The organism is Microbacterium sp. MYb72 (genome assembly GCF_002979415.1).
In the GTDB taxonomy this organism is placed as follows: domain Bacteria; phylum Actinomycetota; class Actinomycetes; order Actinomycetales; family Microbacteriaceae; genus Microbacterium; species Microbacterium natoriense.
Genome location: NZ_PCOT01000003.1, coordinates 100,510 through 121,449 on the forward strand (window position 1 = coordinate 100,510; position 20,940 = coordinate 121,449).

Annotated in this window: 17 protein-coding genes; 14 read left to right on the forward strand and 3 right to left on the reverse strand. The window is 69.4% G+C overall.

Annotated elements, in window-relative coordinates:
- The 8 genes from CQ047_RS02590 (at window position 1) to CQ047_RS02620 (ending at window position 7,913) form a co-directional block, all read left to right on the forward strand.
- Window positions 1–987 carry an ATP-grasp domain-containing protein gene (locus CQ047_RS02590; RefSeq protein ID WP_105672715.1) on the forward strand — a complete coding sequence of 329 codons (987 nt, stop codon included), beginning with the start codon at window positions 1–3 and terminating at the stop codon, window positions 985–987.
- On the forward strand, window positions 984–1,697 hold the full coding sequence (locus CQ047_RS02595) for a PHP domain-containing protein (RefSeq protein WP_105672716.1): 714 nt from the start codon (window positions 984–986) through the stop codon (window positions 1,695–1,697). Before CQ047_RS02590 ends, CQ047_RS02595 begins: the two co-directional genes overlap by 4 nt.
- Window positions 1,694–3,184 carry a glycosyltransferase family 2 protein gene (locus tag CQ047_RS02600; protein WP_105672717.1) on the forward strand — a complete coding sequence of 497 codons (1,491 nt, stop codon included), beginning with the start codon at window positions 1,694–1,696 and terminating at the stop codon, window positions 3,182–3,184. The genes CQ047_RS02595 and CQ047_RS02600 overlap by 4 nt, the downstream gene beginning before the upstream one ends.
- On the forward strand, window positions 3,181–3,324 hold the full coding sequence (locus CQ047_RS18790) for a hypothetical protein (RefSeq protein WP_181155817.1): 144 nt from the start codon (window positions 3,181–3,183) through the stop codon (window positions 3,322–3,324). The genes CQ047_RS02600 and CQ047_RS18790 overlap by 4 nt, the downstream gene beginning before the upstream one ends.
- Complete coding sequence (locus tag CQ047_RS02605) at window positions 3,321–3,668, forward strand: response regulator (protein WP_105672718.1); 348 nt, start codon at window positions 3,321–3,323, stop codon at window positions 3,666–3,668. Before CQ047_RS18790 ends, CQ047_RS02605 begins: the two co-directional genes overlap by 4 nt.
- Complete coding sequence (locus tag CQ047_RS02610) at window positions 3,665–5,437, forward strand: ATP-binding protein (RefSeq protein ID WP_258132445.1); 1,773 nt, start codon at window positions 3,665–3,667, stop codon at window positions 5,435–5,437. The genes CQ047_RS02605 and CQ047_RS02610 overlap by 4 nt, the downstream gene beginning before the upstream one ends.
- A 98-nt stretch (window positions 5,438–5,535) precedes the next feature.
- Window positions 5,536–6,087 (forward strand): OsmC family protein, encoded by a 552-nt coding sequence (locus tag CQ047_RS02615; RefSeq protein WP_105672786.1) that lies wholly within the window; start codon window positions 5,536–5,538, stop codon window positions 6,085–6,087.
- A gap of 137 nt (window positions 6,088–6,224) precedes the next feature.
- Window positions 6,225–7,913: an ABC-F family ATP-binding cassette domain-containing protein gene (locus tag CQ047_RS02620; RefSeq protein WP_105672719.1), complete on the forward strand. Its 1,689-nt coding sequence runs from the start codon at window positions 6,225–6,227 to the stop codon at window positions 7,911–7,913.
- Between the two features lie 64 nt (window positions 7,914–7,977).
- Here the strand turns inward: CQ047_RS02620 and CQ047_RS02625 are convergent, their stop codons facing one another.
- Window positions 7,978–9,069, reverse strand: a complete 1,092-nt coding sequence (locus tag CQ047_RS02625) for an FAD-dependent oxidoreductase (RefSeq protein WP_105672787.1) — start codon at window positions 9,067–9,069, stop codon at window positions 7,978–7,980.
- Between the two features lie 70 nt (window positions 9,070–9,139).
- Between CQ047_RS02625 and CQ047_RS02630 the strand changes: the two genes are divergently transcribed.
- From CQ047_RS02630 to CQ047_RS02640, 3 genes are all read left to right on the forward strand, one after another.
- The gene (locus CQ047_RS02630) at window positions 9,140–10,261 is read left to right on the forward strand and encodes a GuaB3 family IMP dehydrogenase-related protein (protein ID WP_105672720.1); all 1,122 of its coding nucleotides are present in this window, start codon (window positions 9,140–9,142) and stop codon (window positions 10,259–10,261) included.
- A gap of 58 nt (window positions 10,262–10,319) precedes the next feature.
- Window positions 10,320–11,069 carry an SURF1 family protein gene (locus tag CQ047_RS02635; RefSeq protein WP_105672788.1) on the forward strand — a complete coding sequence of 250 codons (750 nt, stop codon included), beginning with the start codon at window positions 10,320–10,322 and terminating at the stop codon, window positions 11,067–11,069.
- Window positions 11,070–11,307: 238 nt separating this feature from the next.
- Window positions 11,308–15,942, forward strand: coding sequence for an ExeM/NucH family extracellular endonuclease (locus tag CQ047_RS02640; protein WP_105672721.1), 4,635 nt, complete (start codon window positions 11,308–11,310; stop codon window positions 15,940–15,942).
- Between the two features lie 84 nt (window positions 15,943–16,026).
- Here CQ047_RS02640 and CQ047_RS02645 read toward each other — a convergent pair whose 3' ends face one another.
- Window positions 16,027–16,656 carry a glyoxalase gene (locus tag CQ047_RS02645; RefSeq protein ID WP_105672722.1) on the reverse strand — a complete coding sequence of 210 codons (630 nt, stop codon included), beginning with the start codon at window positions 16,654–16,656 and terminating at the stop codon, window positions 16,027–16,029.
- Between the two features lie 78 nt (window positions 16,657–16,734).
- Window positions 16,735–17,541, reverse strand: coding sequence for a DeoR/GlpR family DNA-binding transcription regulator (locus tag CQ047_RS02650; RefSeq protein WP_105672723.1), 807 nt, complete (start codon window positions 17,539–17,541; stop codon window positions 16,735–16,737).
- A 226-nt stretch (window positions 17,542–17,767) separates the two neighbouring features.
- On the opposite strand from CQ047_RS02650, the gene CQ047_RS02655 reads away from it, so the two are divergent.
- The 3 genes from CQ047_RS02655 to CQ047_RS02665 all read left to right on the forward strand — a co-directional run bounded on the left by CQ047_RS02655 (window position 17,768) and on the right by CQ047_RS02665 (window position 20,921).
- Window positions 17,768–19,066 carry a sugar ABC transporter substrate-binding protein gene (locus CQ047_RS02655; protein WP_105672724.1) on the forward strand — a complete coding sequence of 433 codons (1,299 nt, stop codon included), beginning with the start codon at window positions 17,768–17,770 and terminating at the stop codon, window positions 19,064–19,066.
- Window positions 19,067–19,149: 83 nt separating this feature from the next.
- A complete protein-coding gene (locus CQ047_RS02660) occupies window positions 19,150–20,073 on the forward strand; it encodes a carbohydrate ABC transporter permease (RefSeq protein ID WP_105672725.1) in 924 nt (307 codons plus the stop codon).
- A 2-nt stretch (window positions 20,074–20,075) separates the two neighbouring features.
- Window positions 20,076–20,921 (forward strand): carbohydrate ABC transporter permease, encoded by an 846-nt coding sequence (locus CQ047_RS02665; protein ID WP_105672726.1) that lies wholly within the window; start codon window positions 20,076–20,078, stop codon window positions 20,919–20,921.
- The last annotated feature ends 19 nt before the right edge of the window (window positions 20,922–20,940 follow it).

Genomic DNA, 20,940 nt, shown 5'->3' on the forward strand with positions numbered 1-20,940 from the left:
ATGCCCCGTGTACTCGTGACGGGAGCCGGAGGGCCGGCGGGAGTGGTGGTGATCCGCTCGCTCCTGAAGCGCCCGGAGCTGACCGTCTTCGCGGCCGACATGGACGGCTGGGCCGCAGGGCTCTACCTCGTCCCCGCCGAGCAGCGGCGACTGGTGCCCCCCGGCAGGGCGGAGGAGTTCGTGCCGACCCTCGCGCGACTGGTCGAGGAGGACGCGATCGACGTGGTCGTGTCGACCGTGGACGTCGAGCTCATCGCCCTCTCCGAGCGCCGCGATGAGCTGGCCCCCGCAGTCCTGGCGGCGCCGTCCGCCGACACGCTGGACGTCTCCCTCGACAAGCTGCTGCTCGCCGAGAGATGCGCAGACACGGGGCGCGCTCCCCGGACCGTGCTCGCAGGCCCCGCGGCGCAGGCCGTTGATTGGGAGTTCCCCGTCTTCGCGAAGCCCCGCCAGGGCGCAGGCAGCCGCGGCATCCGGCTCGTCCCCGACCGGGCGGCGCTCGATGCGCTCCCCGTCGACGAGGGGCTCATCGTGCAGGACTTCCTCCCCGGGGAGGAGTACTCCGTCGACGTGATCGCGGATGCCGCGGGGCAGGTCGTGGCCGCGGTGCCGCGCACCAGGGCCCGCGTCGACTCCGGGGTCGCGATCGCCGGCCGCACGGTGCACGACCCGGAGCTGGAGGAGACCGCGTCGGCCATCGCGAAGGCGATCGGACTCGTCGGCGTCGCCAACGTGCAGCTGCGCCGAGGCCGCGACGGGCGCGCCATGCTGCTCGAGGTCAACCCGAGGTTCCCCGGAGCGCTGCCGCTGACGATCGCCGCGGGCGTCGACATCCCGTCGCTCGTCGTCGACCTGTTCCTCGGCCGCGAGCTGCCGGCGAGCGTGCCGTTCCGCGAGGTCGCGTTCGTGAGATTCCTCGAGGACATCATCGTGGAGATCGACGAGGTGCTGGTCTCCGATCACGCGGGGCACCAGGAGGAGCTGTGAGCGACGCCCTGCTCCGGGGGGACCATCACGTCCATTCGACGTTCTCGGATGACGCGGTCTCCACCCCGGAGGAGAACGTCGCCGCGGCCGTGTCCGCGGGGCTCACGACCCTCCGCCTCGTCGACCACGTCCGCCGCGACACCACCTGGGTTCCCGAGTACCTCTCCGCGATCAACGCGCTCCGCGTGCCGGAGGGGCTCACCGTGCTCACCGGCGTGGAGGCGAAGGTGCTCGACGCGTCCGGGCGCCTCGACATCCCCGTTCTCCCGACCGGCGTCGACCGCATCCTCATCGCCGACCATCAGTACCCCGGCGCCGACGGACCGCTGAGCCCGAGCGAGGTGCGCGAGCGGATCTCCGGCGGATGGGCGCCCCGCGACGTGCTCGACCAGTTCACCTCGTCGTTCATCGCGGCCATGGAGAGGCACCCCGGCAACCAGCTCGCCCACTGCTTCTCCCTGCTGCCCAAGATCGACCTCTCCGAGGAGGACCTCGGCGGGGAGGCTCTCGCGGCATGGGCCGAGACCGCGGCGCGGACGGACACGCTCGTGGAGGTCAACGAGAAGTGGGGATGCCCCGAACCGCGGACACTGCGCGCCCTCCGTGCGGCGGGGGCGAGGGTCGTGGCCTCCACCGACAGCCATGAGGCGGCGACCGTCGGGCGCTACGAGCGGGTGCGTCGTCTGCTGGCAGAGGAGGCGTGGGAGTGACCGCCGACCTGACCTGGCTGCAGACCGCCGTCGTGATCCTGCTCCTCCTCTGCGTCCTCGTCGGCACCCTGCCCGTCATCAACACCGGACTGCAGTTCCTCTCGCTGCCTCTGCACGCGTTCAGGAACCACTACGGGAAGGCGGCGCCCTTCCACCCGAACGTGGCGGTCGTGATCCCCGCGTGGAACGAGGGCAGGGTCATCGGCCCCGCGATCGAGCGCCTGCTGCAGCTGGAGTACCCGGCCGAGCGCCTGCGCGTGTTCGTCGTCGACGACGCATCCGACGACGACACCCCGGAGGTCGTGGCCGCCACGGCCGCCGCTCACCCCGGACGCGTCGTCCATCTGCGCCGTCAGGTCGGGGGAGAGGGCAAGGCCCACACCCTGAACCACGGTCTCGACGTCGTGCTCGCCGACGAGTGGACCGAAGCGGTGCTCATCATGGACGCCGACGTGATCTTCGCGAGGGATTCGCTGCGCAAGCTCACCCGGCACCTCGCCGACGAGAAGGTCGGCGCGGTGACCGCCTACATCGCCGAGGGCAGCCGCGACCGCAACTACCTCACGCGGTTCATCGCGGTCGAGTACATCATCGGGCAGCTCTCCGCCCGGCGGACGCAGAACGTGCTGGGCGCGATGGCCTGCCTCGCGGGCGGCGCGCAGCTGCACTCCAGGGCCAACCTCGAGGCCATCGGCGGGCGGATCCCCGCTGGCACCCTCGCCGAGGACACCATGACCACCTTCGAGGGCCAGCTCAAGGGCCGTCGTGCGGTGTTCGAGCCGCATGCTCGGGTGCTCGCCGAGGAGCCGCGCTCCATCGACGCCCTCTGGAAGCAGCGCCTGCGCTGGGCCCGCGGCAACGTGCAGCTCACGTCGATCTACCGCTCGCTGTGGTTCCGGCCGAGCAGGGAGCACGCGCTCGGCAGCTTCTCCTTCGGGCTCGCGTGGTTCACGATCCTGCTGCTCCCCGCGTTCATGCTCCTCGCGGCCGCGGCGCTCCTGGTGCTCCTGATCCTGCACAGCGACATCGCCGAGTTCGTGTTCCGCTTCATGTGGATCGCGGCGGCGTGCATCTACCTGTTCTCGATCCTCTTCTCGGTGCAGCTCGACCCGAAGACATCACGGCACGCCTGGCGGGAGGCGATCATGTTCCCGGGGCTCGGGGCGCTCCTGCTCATGCTGATCGCACTGTTCCCCTGGGCGTTCGACGCGCTGATCCGCGCGCTCGGCGGGTCTCTCACCGAGCAGACCCGCTTCGCCTGGGCGGTGGTCTTCTTCCTCTGGGGGCCGATCTCGATGCTCGGCATCTGGCTCGCCCGCGCGGTGGAGCCGCTGCCCGGCGGCCGGTTCCTCGCCGGACTGCTCGTGTACATCTGCGGGTACGGATCGCTCCTGTGCGCGGTCACCGTGGACTCCTATCTCAAGGAGTGGCGCCGGGCCGACGCCACCTGGATCAAGACCGAGAAGATCGGGCGGGTCGACTCATGACCGGGATGCCGAACGAGCACGACGAGCGCGAGGAGATCGCGCGCGACGCCGAGAAGGAGCGGATGCTGGTGCCGCAGGCGCTGATCGCAATGGGCATCGTCGTCGTCATCGTGATCGTCAGAGAGCTGTTCCTCCGATGAGCGCGCGACGTCTGGCGCTCGTCGTGGAGGACAGCGAGGATCAGGCGGCACTGCTGCGCCGGCACCTGGAGCGCGAGGGGTTCGAGGTCTTCGTGGCGAAGGACGCCGAGACCGCCATCGCCGCGTTCGACGAGATCGAGCCCGTCATCGCCGTCCTCGACCTGCTTCTCCCCGGCATCTCCGGTCAGGAGTGCGCGCGTCAAGTGCAGCGGCGCTTCCCCGAGTGCTTCCTCGTGATCAGCTCGGTCCTCGACGCGGCGGACTACCCGCCGGCGGACGCCGCGCTCCCGAAGCCGATCATCGGCGCCGATCTCCGCGAGCTCGTCGGGAGGATCGGACGGTGAGCGAGCTGACGACGACGGAGAAGGGGTGGCGCCGGTTCTTCGACGACCCCTCGCCGCTCGTCAAGCAGGCGCCGACGACCATCGCGGTCCTCGTTGCGGCCGTGCTCATGGTCACGATCCCGAGCTTCCCCATCACCAGCGCCGCCGCCGCAGTCGCGGGCGTCGCGGTCGTGATGGCAACGACCGCTCTCGCCGTCGTCCTCAGCATCCGGCATGTGCACGAGGGCTGGGTCGTGCTTCTCATCCCGATCGTCGACATCCTCGGGATCGGCCTGCTGAGAACGGGCACGGGCGGGTCGGGCTCCCTGTTCTCGTCGTTCGTGCTCCTGCCGGTCGTCTGGATCGCGGCGGCCCCCGGCATCCGCCACGTGTTCATCGTGGCGATCTTCACCTCGATCGCCCTGCTCATGCCGTACCTGACCTCGCCGCCGCCCGACACGGTGTCGTGGCTGCGCGGCGTGATCGGGCCCCTCGTCTTCGCGGCGGTCGGCGCCCTCGTCAACGAGCTGTCGCGGCAGCAGCGGCTGCGCATCGCGCAGGCCGAGCGTCTGGTGGCCGAGCGCACCGAAGCCCTCGCCGAGAACCTCGCCATGGTCGAGCAGCTCCGTGCGAGCGAGGCCCAGTACCGCACGCTTCTCGACTCCTTTCAGAGCCTGTGGCAGTCGATCACCGCCCAGGCCGTCATCGCGACAGACCTCGACGGGAAGATCGTCGAATGGAACCCCGGCGCGGTGCGCCTGCTCGGGTTGACCCCCGCGGAGGAGCTGGCCGACGTCCGGGTCGATCGCTTCTTCCCCGCCTCCGCGCTCTCGACGTTCGAGGACTGTCCGGCCACGGCTCCGGCAGATCACGCCCCCGAGCTCCCCGAGGGGCTGCGGCGCCTCTTCGCAGCGGCCGACACCGACCAGTTCGTCGAGGCCGACCTCGATGTCAGGACAGCCGGAGGTTCGTCGGTCCCCGCCCGCCTGACGGTCACGGCGCACCGCGACGGCTCCGGCGTGCGACGAGGGTATCTGCTCGTCATCACCGACGAGACGAAGGCCGTCGAGGTCGCCCGCATGAAGGACGAGTTCGTGGGGATGATCTCGCACGAGCTGCGCACCCCTCTCAGCGCGATCATCGGATTCCTCGATCTGCTGCAGAACGACCCGGGGCAGCCGCTGACCGCCGACCAGACCGAGTTCGTCGCGGTGATCGAGCGCAATGCGAAACGGCTGCTGAACCTCGTCGGAGACCTCCTCTTCACCGCGCAGGTGGAGTCGGGCCGGTTCCCTCTGGAGAAGGCGGATGCCGACATCGGCGCCCTCGTCGTCTCCGCCGTGGCCTCGGCGCGGCCGCACGCGCAGCGCGAGGGCATCGAGCTCGCCGCGGAGATCCCCGTGGACTCCTCCTTCCGGCTCGACGCCGACGCCGGCCGCATCGGGCAGGCGCTCGACAACCTGCTCTCCAACGCGATCAAGTTCACCCCGCGCGGCGGCAGGGTGACGGCGCGGGTCGAGCGAGGGGACGGCGTGATCCGGCTCTCGGTCGCCGACACCGGCATCGGCATCCCCGAGGACGAGCAGGGCATGCTCTTCACCCGCTTCTTCCGCGCGTCCAGCGCGACGAGGAACGCGGTGCCGGGCGTCGGGCTCGGGCTCACGATCACGCGTGCCATCGTGCTCGCGCACGGCGGATCGATGGACGTCAGCAGCCAGGAGGGGGTCGGCACGGAGTTCCGCATCACCCTGCCGCTCGCGCCCCGGACCGAGGCGCTGCGCCTGGGCTGAGACGCTGGCACCGCCCCCGTGTGTCGCGCCGTGACGGCGGGTGACCGCGGGTGACGCCGACCGTGCGGCGCCGCACGGTGCGCGGGTACCTTCGCCGCATGACTCTTCTCCAGGAACAGCTCTCGATCATCGCCGACGTCACCGCCGAGGAGCGCGCTCAGCGTCTCACCTCCGCGGGCACCGCGTGGAACGAGCGCATCGCCGCCGATGCGGGCGCGGCCGCTCTCACCTACAAGGTCACAGGTCGCGGCATCGGATCCGTGGCGACCGAGATCCGCGCGGGGAAGCACCGCTTCCTCGTCGACGAGCCGGGTGCCCTCGCCGGAGACGACGCGGCGGCGAGCCCGGTCGAGTACGCCCTGGGCGCGCTCGTCTCCTGTCAGGTCGTCGTCTTCCGCCTGTACGCCCAGGCGCTCGGGCTCACGATCGACGAGATCGAGATCACGGCCGAGGGCGACCTCGACGTGCGCAAGCTGTTCGGCATCGACGAGTCCGGTCGTGCGGGGTTCCACGACGTGCGCGTGCGGGTCGACATCACGGGTCCCGACACGGCCGAGCAGTACGAGGAGCTGCGCCGGGTCGTCGACGCGCACTGCCCCGTGCTCGACCTGTTCGCGAACCCGGTGCCGACCTCGGGCGCTCTCGTCTGATCGTCGCCGCGGAACCGAGCCGTCGCGGATGACGGGTGCGCCCGCACCGCACCCGCCGTCCGCGACGGTTCGCCGTGCGCCCCGAGTCCTGATAGCCTGGTCGGCTCGCCATGCGGGCGGAAGGACGGCCACGCACGGTGGGGTATATCGATGTCTCCGGCGTCTCATTGACGCTCCCAGACGGCAGACCGCTTCTCGATGAAGCGACATTCAGGGTCGGATCAGGCTCGACGAGCGCGCTGATCGGACCGAACGGCGCAGGCAAGACGACGATGCTGCGGATCATCCGCGGTGATCAGGCGGCGGATGACGGCGTCGTGACGATCGACGGCGGGCTCGGCGTGATGGACCAGTTCGTCGGCCACGGCGAGCCGGGGCAGACGGTGCACGAGCTGCTGGTGCGCGTGGCGCCTCGGCGCATCCGCGCGGCGGCCGAAGCCCTGGAGACCGCCGAGAACGCGCTCATCGAACGCGACGAGCACGACACGCAGATGGCGTACGCGACCGCGATCTCCGAGTACGCGGATGCCGGCGGCTACGAGCACGAGACGGTGTGGGACCAGTGCACCGTCGCGGCGCTCGGCGTGCCCTTCGAGCGGGCGCGGTACCGCGAGCTCACGACGCTCTCCGGCGGAGAGCAGAAGAGACTCGCCCTCGAGGCCCTGCTCAGGGGGCCGGACGAGGTGCTGCTCCTCGACGAGCCGGACAACTACCTCGACGTGCCGGCCAAGCGCTGGCTCGAGGAGCAACTGCGGCAGACGCCCAAGACGGTGCTCCTCGTGTCGCACGACCGCGAGCTGCTGGCACGGGCGGCCGATCGCCTCATCACGCTCGAACCGGGCGGCGCCGGTGCGACGGCGTGGGTGCACGGAGGCGGCTTCGCGACCTACCACCAGGCGCGGAGCGACCGCATGGACCGGCTCGACGAGCTGCGCAGGCGGTGGGACGAGCAGCACGAGAAGCTGCGGATCCTGGTCGCGAACCTCAAGGTGAAGGCGTCGGCGAACGACGGCTTCGCGTCGAGGTACCAGGCGGCGCAGACCAGACTCCGCAAGTTCGAGGAGGCGGGGCCTCCGGAGGAGCGCCCGCCGGCGCAGGACTTCGACATGCGGCTGCGGGGGTCACGGACGGGCAAGCGCGCGGTCGTGGCGACGGGTCTCGAGCTCACCGGCCTCATGCGTCCCTTCGACGCGGAGGTCTGGTACGGCGACAGGGTCGCGGTGCTGGGCTCGAACGGCTCGGGCAAGTCGCACTTCCTGAGGCTGCTCGCCCGAGGGGGCACCGACCCCGATCCCACGCTCGGCCATGTGACGTCGACGGGGGAGCAGCTGAGCGAGGTCGCCCACTCCGGGCAGGCGGTGCTCGGCGCGCGCGTCGTCCCAGGGCTGTTCGCGCAGACGCACGCGCATCCGGAGTTCGTCGGACGCACCCTGCTGGAGATCCTGCACCGCGGAGACGAGCGCAGATCGGGGATGCCGAGGGATGCGGCGAGCTCGGCGCTCGACCGGTACGGCCTCGTGCGGCAGGCCCAGCAGACCTTCGAGTCGCTGTCGGGCGGTCAGCAGGCGCGCTTCCAGGTGCTGCTCCTGGAGCTCTCCGGGGCCACCCTGCTGCTGCTCGACGAGCCGACGGACAACCTCGACCTCGAGTCCGCTGAGGCGCTCGAGGATGCTCTCGCGCGGTTCGAGGGCACGGTGCTCGCAGTGACCCACGACCGCTGGTTCGCCCGCTCGTTCGACCGTTTCCTGGTGTTCGGCTCCGACGGCGAGGTCTACGAGGCCGACGCCCCGGTCTGGGACGAGAAGCGGGTGCTGCGAGCGCGCTGACGGGCGCGGTGAGGGGTCGAGAAGCGCGGCATCCGACCGCACGCACTCGACGTTGCTCGACCCCTCACCGACCGTCGGGCAGGCGGAACGGGGATGCTGCGCGCGCCGACGGGTCGAGGGCGAGGTCGGCGAGCACGGCGCCGACGCCCGGGGCGAACTTGAAGCCGTGCCCGGAGAATCCGGCGCCGACCACGATCCGCCCACGCCGGTCGAGCACGAACGCCGAGTCGTCGGTCGAGGTGTAGGTGCAGCTGATCGGAGCGGCGGATGCCGGGTCGAGGCCGGGCATCCACTCCCGCACGTACTCGGCGAGAGCCTCCGCATGGGCGGGGCGGTGCGGTCGCGCGTCGGGGTCGACCACGTCGCCGACGCGATGGAAACCGACCTTCACGCCCTCACCGGGCGTCGGCATGCCGTACACCGTGGCCGGGTGGCGCTCGGGGTCCGCGTAGTGGTTGAACGAGGGCCACGCGGCGTCGCCGGTCGGCGCGAAGTGCGCGGGGGACTCCTCCGTGACCGTCAGCCGCGGCAGGTCGAGTGACGGCAGCATCCGCGATGTCCATGCGCCGACCGTGACCACGGCGACCTCGGCGTCCAGCGTGCCCGAGGGCAGCGTCAGCCGCACCCCGGCATCCGTGTCGTCGATGCGGAGCACCGGCGTCTCCCACCGCACCTCTCCGCCCGCGGCGACGATGCGGCGCTCCAGCTCGACCAGCGCGGCCGACGCCCTGGCGACGCCCGCGTCGCGCGAGTACAGCACGTCGTCGTCGAAGCGCATGCCCGGCCAGCGACGGGTCGCCTCGGCGGCGGACAGCATCACGGCGTGGATGCCGCGCTCGCCGAGGCGGCGGGCGATCGGGTCGAGGTCGAGGAGGCCGTGGGTGACCAGGCCGTGGAGACGCAGCAGCGGTTCGCCGTCGACGGCGCCGAGCGCATCCCACCCCTCGCGGGCCCGCACGAGGAGGTCGAGGTAGTGCTCGTCGTCGTAGGCGTTGTTGAAGTTGCGGGTGGCTCCGTGGGAGGCCCCCTCGTGGTGTCCGCGGGCGAAGCGCTCGAGCACCACGGGTCTGAGGCCTCGGCGCGCGAGTTCCCACGCCGTCGCCAGCCCCATCACGCCGCCGCCCACGACCGCGATCTGCACGGCATCCGTCTTCATGCGTCCTCCCTGAGGGTCGGCTCCAGTCTCCCAGCCGTCGATGCCTCCGCGTGCCGGGTAGTCTGGTCTGGTGACCACAGAGATCGATCTCGGCCGAGGAAAGCGCGCGCGACGCGCGTACACGTTCGACGACATCGCGGTGGTGCCCTCGCGGCGCACCCGCAACCCCGAAGACGTGTCCACCGCATGGACCATCGACGCCTTCGGCTTCGAGATCCCGGTACTCGGCGCGCCGATGGACTCGGTCGTGAGCCCGAAGACCGCGATCATGCTCGGTCAGCTGGGCGGCCTCGGCGTGCTCGACCTCGAAGGGGTCTGGACCCGCTACGAGGACCCGGAGCCCCTTCTCGCGGAGATCGCGGGTCTGAGCGACGAGAGCGCGACGACGCGGATGCAGGAGCTGTACTCCGAGCCGATCAAGCCCGAGCTCATCACGCGCCGCCTTGCGGAGATCCGCGACGCGGGCGTCACCGTCGCAGGCTCCCTCACGCCGCAGCGCACCCAGGAGTTCTACGACACGGTCGCCGCCGCCGGCGTCGACCTGTTCGTGATCCGCGGCACCACGGTGTCGGCAGAGCACGTGTCGAGCGTCGACCAGCCGCTCAACCTCAAGAAGTTCATCTACGACCTCGACGTCCCCGTGATCGTCGGCGGCGCCGCGACCTACACGGCGGCCCTGCACCTCATGCGCACCGGAGCCGCCGGCGTCCTCGTCGGGTTCGGCGGGGGAGCGGCGTCGACGACGCGCGCGACCCTCGGCATCCACGCCCCGATGGCGACGGCCGTGTCCGACGTGGCCGCGGCCCGCCGCGACTACCTCGACGAGTCGGGCGGGCGCTACGTGCACGTGATCGCCGACGGCGGCGTCGGCACGTCGGGCGACATCGTCAAGGCTCTCGCCATGGGCGCCGACGCGGTCATGCTCGGCGTCGCGCTGGCCCGTGCCACCGATGCTCCCGGCCGCGGGTTCCACTGGGGCCCTGAGGCGCACCACCCGAAGCTCCCGCGCGGCCGTCGCGTCGAGGTCGGCGGCATCGGCACGCTCGAAGAGGTCCTGTACGGTCCCGCCCCGGTGGCGGACGGCACGGCGAACCTCATCGGGGCGCTCCGCAAGTCGATGGCGACCACCGGATACTCCGATCTCAAGGAGTTCCAGCGGGTCGAGGTCGTCCTGGCGCCCTACGAGGCCTGAGGGCCCGCGCTTCACCGTGACCACCCCTGCGCTGTTCCCGCCCACCCTGCGTGAGGTGATGCTCCGGGGACGCTGGATCGGCATGCTGCTGCTCTGCCTCGTCGTCGCCGGCGTGTTCGCCTGGCTCGGGCAGTGGCAGCTCGGGCGCGCGATCGACACGTCGCCGCAGGCCCCAGGAGCCACCGAGCAGGTCCGTCCGCTCACGGATGTCGTGGAGCCGGGGGAGTATCTGAACGAGCCGCTCGTGGGGCAGCGCGTGAAGACGACGGGGCACTGGATCCCCGAGGACTTCATCGTCGTGTCGACCCGCTTCAACGACGGCGCGCAGGGCTACTGGGTGACCGGTCAGCTGCGCGTCGCCGAGCGCACGTCGATCGCCGTCGCGATCGGCTGGGCGCCGGATCGGGAGTCGGCCGATGCCGCCGTCGCGGATCTGGAAGCGGATGCCGACGGCTCCGAGGTCTCGGTCACAGGGCGCATCATCTCCGATGAAGGGCCGGTCGTCCCGCCCCGCGACGAACCGGACAGGCTGGACCGCATGTCCCCGGCCGCGCTGCTGAGCCGCTGGCACGACGTGGACCAGCTGAGCGTGTACCGCCCGTATCTCGCGTCGATCTCGGCCGTCGACGGACTGGTCGACATCTCGTCGCCGGCGCCGGAGGAGGGCTCCTCGGTGAACTGGCTGAACATCTTCTACGCGGTCGAGTGGGCGATCTTCGCCGGCTTCGCGTTCTACCTCTGGTACCGCCTCGCGAAGGACGCCTGGGAGCGAGAGGTCGAGGAGTTCGAAGACGCGGCATCCGCGTGAACTCCGCGCATCCGCGCACCCGCTCGCGCGCATCTGCGCGATGATTGTGGGCTCTCTCCGAACGGTTTTGTCGATCGGATGAGCAATGCATGACGAATCGGCAAACAGCGTTGAGGATGTCCGGGCCCGTCCGTAAGCTCCCACACATATGTGTTGGCTGGGAGACCGGCGAGCACGATCGGAGGCTCCACAAGAGTCCTCCGCATACGAGATCCGCAATGCCGAGGAGACCTGCCGAATGAACTTCGCCCCCGACGACGGCGCCCGAGAGGGCCTCGCTTCGTCTGCGCACCGGAAGCGGGGGCGCATCGGCGCTCTCGCTGCGACCTGCATCGCCGCCCTGAGCCTCGGCTCCCTGGTCGCGACGCCCGCCTTCGCCAGCACCGACGGAACAGGGGTGGTGATCAACGAGGCCTACCTCTCCGGCGGCAGCGCCGGCGCGGCCTTCACCAACAAGTTCGTCGAGCTCTACAACCCGACCTCCGCGCCGATCACGCTCGACGGCAAGTCGCTGCAGTACCGCTCGGCGACCGGCACGGCCGCCTTCTCCGGCGTCGCCGCCCTCACCGGCACGATCCCGGCCGGCGGCTACTACCTCGTGCAGGGAGGCAGCAACGGCGCGAACGGCGCGGCGCTCCCCAAGGCGGATGCCGTCAGCACCCTCAACCCGAGCGGCTCCTCCGGCACGATCGCACTCGTCGACGGAACCGCCGCGGTGAACCTCGCCCCCGGTTCGACCGCGGGCGCCGCCGGCGTCATCGACGTCCTCGGCTACGGAACCTCGAACACCTTCGAGACCGCGGCGGCGACCGCGCCGGCCGGGAACACCGACGTGAAGTCGCTGAACCGCACCGGCGGCGCGGACACCGACAACAACAGCGTCGACTTCACCCTCTCGGCGTCGGTCACGCCGCAGGGCTCCGGCGGCACCGATCCGGGCACCGACCCCGGCACGCAGCCCACCAAGGCCACCATCGCCGAGGTCCAGGGCACGACCGACGTCTCGCCGCTGAACGGCAAGACCGTCACGGTCGAGGGCGTCGTCACCGCCGACTACCGCACCGGCGGCTACAAGGGCGTCACGATCCAGACGCAGGGCTCTGGCGGCGCGAACGACGCGACGCCCGGAGCATCCGACGGCGTCTTCGTGTTCCTGAACGCTCTCACCCCGACGCTCGCGATCGGCGACCTCGTCTCGGTCACGGGCCCCGTGAGCGAGTACTTCGGCCAGACGCAGGTGAACCCGGCGACCGCCTCCGCGATCTCCGTGGTGCAGGCGGGCGTCGGCGTCCCTGCAGCGACTCCGCTGCCCGACACGGCGGTCGGCGCCGCACGTGAGCAGTTCGAGAGCATGTACGTCGCTCCGACCGGCACCTACCGCGTCGCGTCCAGCCACCAGCTGTACAACTACGGCGCGCTGTGGCTGAACGTGGGTGGCGGACTCGCCCAGAAGAGCACCGAGGCCGCTCTTCCCGGCCCGGATGCCGCGGCGATCACCGCCGCCAACCGTGCGAACCGCATCCTCCTCGATGACGGATGGTCGATCCAGGTCACGAACAACGGCCACCCGAACGACCAGCCGTACTTCACCAAGGACGCGGTCGTGCGCAACGGCGACACCGTCGACTTCGGCGACAACGGCTACGTGCTGCAGTGGAGCTTCGACGACTGGCGTCTGCAGCCGGTGGTGCCGATCGACAGCACGTCGTCGGCCGACCTCAAGGTGGGCTTCACCGCCACGAACCCGCGCCCCGCGAAGGCTCCGGTCGTCGGCGGCGACGTGCAGGTCGCGTCGTTCAACGTCTACAACTACTTCACGACGCTGAAGAGCCAGAACTCGAACGCGCGAGGAGCGGCGACCGCTGCGGAGTTCGCGATCCAGAAGTCGAAGATCGTGGCGGCCATCAACGGCCTCGACGCCGAGATCGTCTCGCTCATGGAGATCGAGAACTCGGTCAAGCTCGGCGGCACGCTGGACTCGGCCCTCGCCGATCTGGTCGCGGGTCTCAACGAGGCCGCGGGCAGCGATGTCTGGGCCTACGTGCACACCCCGGCGGCGCTGAACAACGCGGCGACGACCGACTACATCACCAGCGCGATCATCTACAAGAAGGGCGCCGTCTCCCCGGTGGGCGACAGCATGACCGTCACGGATGAGACCGTCTGGGGCAACGCCCGCGAGCCGATCGCCCAGGCGTTCGACGTCGACGGCCGTGTCGTCACGGTCGTCGCGAACCACCTGAAGTCGAAGTCCGACCCCAAGGACGGCACCCCGGTGCCGGCTGACGAGCAGGGCTTCTTCAACGCCGACCGCGTCGCCCAGGCGAAGTCGATCCTCGCGTTCACGCAGAAGATCGAGCAGACCACGGGCAGCGCCGACATGCTGCTCATCGGCGACTTCAACGCCTACGCGAAGGAGGACCCGATCCGGGTCTTCACGGATGCGGGCTGGAGCGACGTCGCGCGTGAGAAGGCGGCGGACGAGCACACGTACAGCTTCGACGGGGAGGTCGGCTCGCTCGACCACGTCATCGCCTCGCCGTCGCTCGCCTCGTCGATCACCGGAGCAGGCGTCTGGAGCATCAACTCGCCCGAGTGGAGCGACCGCGGCTACGCGTTCGGCGCCACCGAGTCGGGTACGCCCTACCGCTCCAGCGACCACGACCCGATCATCGTCGGCGTCTCGGCCACGACCCCGCCGGTGAGCATCGACGTCGTCACGGTCAACGACTTCCACGGTCGGATCGAGGCCGACGGGGCCGCTGCCGGAGCCGCGGTCCTCGCGGGCGCCGTCAAGCAGTTCCGCGCGGAGAACCCGAACACGATCTTCGCCGGAGCCGGCGACCTGATCGGCGCCTCGACGTTCACCTCGTTCATCAACGACGACAACCCCACCATCGACGCGCTCAACGCCGCAGGACTCGACGTGAGCGCCGCGGGCAACCACGAGTTCGATCAGGGCTGGGCCGACCTGCGCGACCGCGTGCAGGAGCGTGCGAACTGGGAGTACATCTCCTCGAACGTGTTCCTCACCGAGACCGGGCAGCCTGCGCTCGCCCCGGCCTGGGTCAAGGAGCTCGACGGCGTGCGCGTCGGCTTCGTGGGCGCCGTGACGGAGGACCTCGACTCGCTCGTGTCCCCCGACGGCATCAAGGACCTCGAGGTCCGCAGCATCGTCGACTCGGTGAACGCCGTGGCCGACGACCTGCGCGACGGCGACGAGTCCAACGGCGAGGCGGATGTCGTCATCCTCCTCGTGCACGAGGGCGCAGCCACGGTCGACGTGTCCAGCATCACGCCGGGCTCGCCGCTCGGGGAGATCGTCTACGGGGTGGACAAGGACGTGGACGCCATCGTCTCGGCGCACACGCACCTCGCCTACAACCACGTCATCGACGGCCGTCCGGTCGTCTCGGCCGGTCAGTACGGCGAGAACCTCGGCCTGATGAACATCAAGGTCGACCCGAAGACGAAGGACCTGATCTCGATCACCAACCAGATCAAGCCCCTCACCGCGGCCGGCAAGCCGCTCTACCCGGCAGTGCCGGAGGTGGCCGACATCGTCGCGAAGGCCAAGGCGGAGGCCGACATCCTCGGCGCCGTCAAGGTCGGCGACATCACGGGCGACCTCAACCGCGCTCGCCAGAGCGACGGCAAGACGGAGAACCGCGGTGGCGAGTCCACCATCGGCAACTTCGTCGCCGACGTGCAGAAGTGGTCCACCGGCGCCGACCTGGCGCTGATGAACCCGGGTGGCATCCGCGCGAACCTCACCTACGCGTCGAGCGGGGCGAGCGACCCGAACGGCAACGTCACCTACCGCGAGGCGGCGACGGTCCAGCCGTTCGCCAACACGCTGGTCACGCTGACGCTCACGGGCGCCCAGCTGAAGAGCGTGCTCGAGGAGCAGTGGCAGCCGGCCGGCTCGGCGCGTCCGTTCCTCAAGCTCGGCGTCTCCAAGGAGCTGTCGTACACGTACGACCCCTCGGCGGCCCAGGGCTCGCGGATCACGACGATGACGCTGAACGGCGCACCGGTCGATCCCGCGGCGAACTACACGGTGGCGGCGAACTCGTTCCTTGCGGCGGGTGGAGACAACTTCACCTCGTTCAAGCTCGGCACGGGCAAGCGCGACACCGGCAAGATCGACCTGCAGTCCATGGTCGACTGGTTCGACGCGAACAAGACGGCGACCCCCGACCTCGCGCAGCGTGCGGTCGGCGTCGCGGTCAGCGCTCCGGATGCCGACGGCTACAGCGCCGGCGACCAGGTCACCGTGTCGCTCTCCTCGCTGGCGTTCAGCGCGGGCGAGCAGGCGCCGGGCGAGGTGACGCTGAAGCTCGGCGACACCGTGCTCGCGACGGGCGCGATCGACCCGGCCATCGTCGACACCTTCGACGAGGTCGGCCGCGCGGCGCTCACGTTCACGGTTCCGTCCGGTGTGTACGGCGCGACGTCGCTCACGGTCTCGGTCGCGGGCACCGGAACCACGGCGCAGGTGCCGTTCACGATCGCGGGCCAGCCCGTGTTCGCGGGCACCATCGCCCTGGACTCCTCGAAGGTCACCGCGGGCAAGAAGCTCACGATCACCGGAAAGGGCTACCAGCCCGGGGAGACCGTGACGGTTCAGCTGCAGCCGAAGAAGGGTCAGCCGCTCACGCTCGGCACGGTCCAGGTGCGCGCGGACGGGACCTTCAGCACGTCGGTCGTCGTGCCGAAGAGCGTGCCTGCGGGCAAGTACACGGTCGCGGTGGCTCAGGCCGACGGCGACAAGGCGACCGCAACGGTCACCGTGAACAAGGCGGGTGGCATCGGCGGCATCATCGGTGCGATCCTCGATTGGCTCTGGGACATCATCAAGGGCTGGTTCTGACCTTCAGGAGCAACAGCGCGGAGGCCGCCGGGAGTGATCCCGGCGGCCTCCGTCGTCTGTAGCGGGGAAGAGGATGCCCGCAGGTCAGAGGCTCGCGCCGGCCTCGACGGGGGCCCAGGCGAAGCCGTCGGGGTCGACGGCTGCTCCGAGCACGCCGTTGATGCGGAGCCGGTGCGAGCCGGAACCGGATGCCGCGACCCCCGCGTCCTTCGCGAGCGACGCGTGCCGGTAGAGTCCGAGCCCGATGGGGCTCGTCCCCGTGTCGAACTGCACGTAGCTGCGGCCGAAGCTCTTCGCGACGCCGATGCCGCGCTCCGTGTAGAACGTCTTCGAGGCGAGGACGTCCGCGGCGCCGAGCAAGAGGATGATCTCGTCGACGGTGCGGCTCGGGGGAGCGGTGTCCTTCTTCGCCGACGTGGCGATCTTCCAGATCGCACCGTCCGGAGCCTGCACGGTGCCGCCGACGCCCCAGAGGGACTTCGATACGGGCTTGATGACCGTGGCTCCCGCCGCGACGGCAGCGTCGACGAGCGCGTGCACGTTCGCGGGCTGGGCGACCACGAGCGAGAGGGTGTAGCCGCGGAAGCCGGAGCTCTCGGCATCGGCTGCACGGAATCGCAGCCTGTCGCCGAGCCCGAAAGCTGCGTCGTAGAAGGCCTGGGCGGTGGTGACGTCGGAGACGTCGAGGGTGAGGGATTCGATTGCGCTGTTCATGCCCTCGACGCTACGGACGCGGCATGCTGCGTGCTTCTCGATTCCTGACCGGATCGGCGGAAGGGCGTGCGGCGACGATCACGGGGTGAGGACGTCGACCTCAGCCTGGGCGAGTGCCTCCGCCATGCCGGTCTCCGGGAGCGCGTCCGTGACGAGGTAGTCCGCACGATCGAGGGGCGCTACCTGGGCGAACAGCCGACGGCCCAGCTTCGAGGTGTCGGCGAGGATCGCCGTCCGCTCCGCCCGTTGGATCATCTCCGACATCATGGCGGCATCGCCCAGGTTCGATGTCGAGTAGCCCGCCTCGTCCACGGCGCCCACCGCGATGAGAGCCAGGTCGCAGCGGATGTCGACCTCGGGGCCCCCGGGCGTCATGGTGAACGTCACCGGGCCGGTGGTCGCCTGGGTGATCGCTCTGACCGCCCCGCCGAAGACGTAGAGGTCGCGGAAGGCCGAGGGGGAGATCTCCGCGGGGATGCGGAGATTGTTCGTCGCGATGGTGAGGTCCTTGTGATTGCGGAGGGCTCGAGCCAGCGCGAGCGTCGTCGTGCCCGCGTTGATCATGACGACGGCGCCGTCGTCGATGAGGCCGGCGGCGACGCGCGCGATCTTCTCCTTCTCCTCCGTCTGCATCTGGAGTCGCACGTCGAGTGCGCGATCCTTCAGCTGCCCCTCGGCGGCGCTCACCGCGCCGCCGTGCGTGCGGATCAGCACGCCCTCCCGGTCGAGCTGATCGAGATCCCGTCGGATGGTGTCGATCGAGACGTCGAAGTGCTCGGCGAGGTCGGCGACGGTGACCTGACCCGTCTGCTCGACGTACGCGGCGAGATCGGCCTTTCGTCCTGCGGGGAGGCGGCGTCTGCGGCCGGTTCCGGATGCTTCCATGCAGTCTTCTTAGCACACGGTGCGCTTTTTCCCGCATGTTGCGGCAGAAAACAGCAAGAAGGGGGACGCGTGCATGCGCCCTCGACGCCGCGCGTCGGCAGGGCTGTACGCGAAATCGTGCAGAGAATCTCTTGACCTGGCCGCATATCTCGGCATAACATTGCTTAAAACCGCATGAACAAGCATTGAGGCGCGTGATGCGGCACGATCTCGAAGAGGAGAAGTGATGATGACAGTGGGACGAGGGCGGCGACGTGCTCTGACGCTCGCCAGTGCGGTGACCGCGACCCTGACCGTTCTCGCCGTGGCCGGCTGCTCCGCCGGCGACAGCGGATCGGGCGGCGATGCAGGCGGAGACGTCACGATCGAGTTCGCCCAGTGGTGGGAGCCCGAACTCCCCGACGGCGAGTTCCGTGCGCTGATCGACAAGTTCGAGGACGAGAACCCCGGCATCACCGTCAAGCTCGTCAGCGGCCCGTACGCCTCCACGAAGGAGCAGCTGTTCGCCGGCGCGGCATCCGGCACCATGCCGGACGTCGTCGGTCTCGACGGCGCCTGGGTCAACGACTTCGCGTCGCAGGGGGTCATCGCCGACCTCACGGCGCTCATGAAGGAGTACGACTACGACGACAGCGAGCTCGCCAGCCAGATCCAGGTCGACGGCAGCACCTACATGATCCCGGTGGTGAACTTCGTCTACCCGATGTTCACCAACGACACCCTGCTCGCCCAGGCGGGCGTCGACGCACCGCCGGCGACGCGCAGCGAGTTCGCCGACGCGGCCGCGAAGGTCTCGGCCCTGGGCGGTGACGTCTCCGGCTGGGTGCTCCCGCTCTCGCTCGAGGCGCCGAACGGCGTACAGAACGACGTCATGTCCTGGGTGTGGGCCTCCGGCGGATCGATGCTGAAGGACGGCAAGCCCGATCTCACCAACGACGACGTCACGTCCGCGGTCGAGTACATCGGCGGCCTCTGGGACGACGGGGTGATCGCATCGGGCTCCTTCACGATGAAGGAGCAGGACAAGGTCGAGGAGTTCACGAACGGACGCGTCGGCATGATGATCGACTCGCTCGCGCACATCAACCTGATCAGGGAGACCAACCCCGATCTGAAGTTCTCGATCTCGGCACTGCCCGCCGAGGACGGATACGACGGCGAGCGCGGCATCCCCTACGCCTCCTGGGGCATCGGCGTCGCAGAGAACTCCGAGCACAAGGAAGCGGCGTTCAAGCTGGTGTCGTTCCTGATGAGCGAGAAGACGAACTCCGAGCTGTCGACGATGGCCAAGGCGTTCCCCGGCAACTCGAAGTCCGTCCCGGACTTCGTGAACGACGACGAGCTGTTCAAGACGGCGTTCGACATCTACCAGGCGGGTTACCCGGCGAACGAGTTCACCGGACTCCCCGTGGCGGAGGAGCTCATGCGCCAGCTCGGAGAGCAGCTGCAGTCCGCCTTCGACGGGCAGCAGTCGATTCCGGACGCGCTCAAGAAGGCCCAGCAGGCCTGGGAAGCGGAGTTCTGACCCTCCCGCATCCCCTCTGAACGGGGTGCCGCATCGCACAGGATGCGATGCGGCACCCGACCAACCAAGGAGCACCGGTTCCCATGAGCCTGAGAACAACCGACGACACCGAGGTGATCGTCACCGGAGCCCCGCTGTCGCGTCGACGTCGGCAGCTGCGCAAGACCTCCGAGTCCTACGTCTTCCTCTCGCCGACGATCATCCTGCTGTTCGTTCTGATGATCGTGCCGATCGTCATGGTGATCGGGTACTCCTTCCAGGACAACGTCATCCTGAACAAGTCGCCGGAGTTCGTCGGCCTCGAGAACTACACGGGGATCCTCTCCGACCCCCGGTTCTGGAAGGCGACGGGCAACACCGTCCTGTTCACGGTGGCGAGCGTCGTCGCCCACCTCGTGCTCGGCCTCGCCTTCGCGATGATGCTGAACAGCCCGCTGCTGGGCCGGGTGTCGCGGGCGGTCTTCCGAGCCCTCTACATCCTCCCGTGGCTCTTCACGGTCGCCGTCATCGCGGTGCTGTGGCGCATGCTCCTCGCCCCGAACGGCGTGATCAACTTCCTGCTCAACACCGACATCGAGTGGTTGGCCTCCCCGCAGCTCGCCCTCGGCACCATCATCTTCATCAACATCTGGGCGGGGTACCCGTTCTTCATGGTGAGCCTGCTCGCGGGTCTCCAGGGCATCCCGACCGAGCTGAACGAGGCGGCCACGGTCGACGGGGCCGGCGCCGTGCAGCGCTTCTGGAACGTCACGATCCCGCAGCTGCGACCGATCATCGTCAGCCTCGTGCTGCTCGACCTCATCTGGACGTCGCAGCAGTTCGCCCTCATCTGGATGACGACCGGCGGCGGTCCGATCGACGTCACCGAGGTGCTGAGCACCTTCACCTACAAGCTCGCCTTCGCGAAGTACGACTTCTCGAGTGCGGCGACCTCCGCCGTGCTGGTCCTGCTGATGTCGATGGTGCTCGCCGTGTTCTATGTCCGTCATCAGAAAGCGAGGGACTGATCATGGCTCTCACCGCCACCCGCCGACGCACGGTCGCGAAGATCGCGGTCACTCTCGGTCTGCTGCTGGGCGCGGTCTTCGCCGCCGGCCCCGTGCTGTGGATGCTGTCGAGCTCGTTCAAGTCGAACACGCAGATCTTCGAGCTGCCGCCCCGGCTGATCACGGACACGTTCTCGTTCGACGCGTACATCGCGATCTTCACGAACCCCGAGACGATGAGGTTCTTCCTCAACAGCTACATCGTCGCGGGCGCCGTCACGATCCTGACCCTCGTCGTCGCCATCCAGGCCGCCTACGCGTTCAGCCGATTCGACTTCCGGGGCAAGCGCATCCTGAACGTGGTGATCGTCAGCGTCCAGGCCGTTCCGCCGATCACGCTGCTGATCCCGTACTTCGGGCTCATGGTCGCCCTCGGCCTCTACAACTCCTACCCGGGGCTCATCCTCACGTACATGGTGTTCACCCTGCCCTACGCGATCATCATGATGACCGGCTACTTCAACACCCTTCCCCGCGAGCTCGACGAGGCGGTCAGGGTCGACGGAGCCGGTTCGATGACGGCCCTGTGGCGGGTGCTCGTCCCCATCTCCGTGCCCGGGATCGTCTCCATCGGGATCTACACGTTCATGATCGCGTGGAACGAGTACCTCTTCGCCCTGACGCTGACAAAGTCGATCGACATGCGCACCGTCCCCATCGGCATCCAGCTCCTCATGGGACAGCACTCGTACGAGTGGAACCAGATCATGGCGATGAGCGTGCTCGGCTCGATCCCCGTCCTCATCCTCTTCCTCTTCTTCCAGCGGTACTTCATCAGCGGGCTCACGGCCGGGTCCGTGAAGAGCTGACCTTTCCGCCGCTGCCACC

What these genes read in the sequence shown, in the direction of transcription:
- CQ047_RS02590 (WP_105672715.1), top strand. Translation starts at nt 1, where the DNA reads ATGCCCCGTGTACTCGTGACGGGAGCCGGAGGGCCGGCGGGAGTGGTG.
- CQ047_RS18790 (WP_181155817.1), top strand. Translation starts at nt 3,181, where the DNA reads ATGACCGGGATGCCGAACGAGCACGACGAGCGCGAGGAGATCGCGCGC.
- CQ047_RS02605 (WP_105672718.1), top strand. Translation starts at nt 3,321, where the DNA reads ATGAGCGCGCGACGTCTGGCGCTCGTCGTGGAGGACAGCGAGGATCAG.
- CQ047_RS02615 (WP_105672786.1), top strand. Translation starts at nt 5,536, where the DNA reads ATGACTCTTCTCCAGGAACAGCTCTCGATCATCGCCGACGTCACCGCC.
- CQ047_RS02625 (WP_105672787.1), bottom strand. Translation starts at nt 9,069, where the DNA reads ATGAAGACGGATGCCGTGCAGATCGCGGTCGTGGGCGGCGGCGTGATG.
- CQ047_RS02635 (WP_105672788.1), top strand. Translation starts at nt 10,320, where the DNA reads ATGCTCCGGGGACGCTGGATCGGCATGCTGCTGCTCTGCCTCGTCGTC.
- CQ047_RS02640 (WP_105672721.1), top strand. Translation starts at nt 11,308, where the DNA reads ATGAACTTCGCCCCCGACGACGGCGCCCGAGAGGGCCTCGCTTCGTCT.
- CQ047_RS02645 (WP_105672722.1), bottom strand. Translation starts at nt 16,656, where the DNA reads ATGAACAGCGCAATCGAATCCCTCACCCTCGACGTCTCCGACGTCACC.
- CQ047_RS02650 (WP_105672723.1), bottom strand. Translation starts at nt 17,541, where the DNA reads ATGGAAGCATCCGGAACCGGCCGCAGACGCCGCCTCCCCGCAGGACGA.
- CQ047_RS02655 (WP_105672724.1), top strand. Translation starts at nt 17,768, where the DNA reads ATGATGACAGTGGGACGAGGGCGGCGACGTGCTCTGACGCTCGCCAGT.
- CQ047_RS02660 (WP_105672725.1), top strand. Translation starts at nt 19,150, where the DNA reads ATGAGCCTGAGAACAACCGACGACACCGAGGTGATCGTCACCGGAGCC.
- CQ047_RS02665 (WP_105672726.1), top strand. Translation starts at nt 20,076, where the DNA reads ATGGCTCTCACCGCCACCCGCCGACGCACGGTCGCGAAGATCGCGGTC.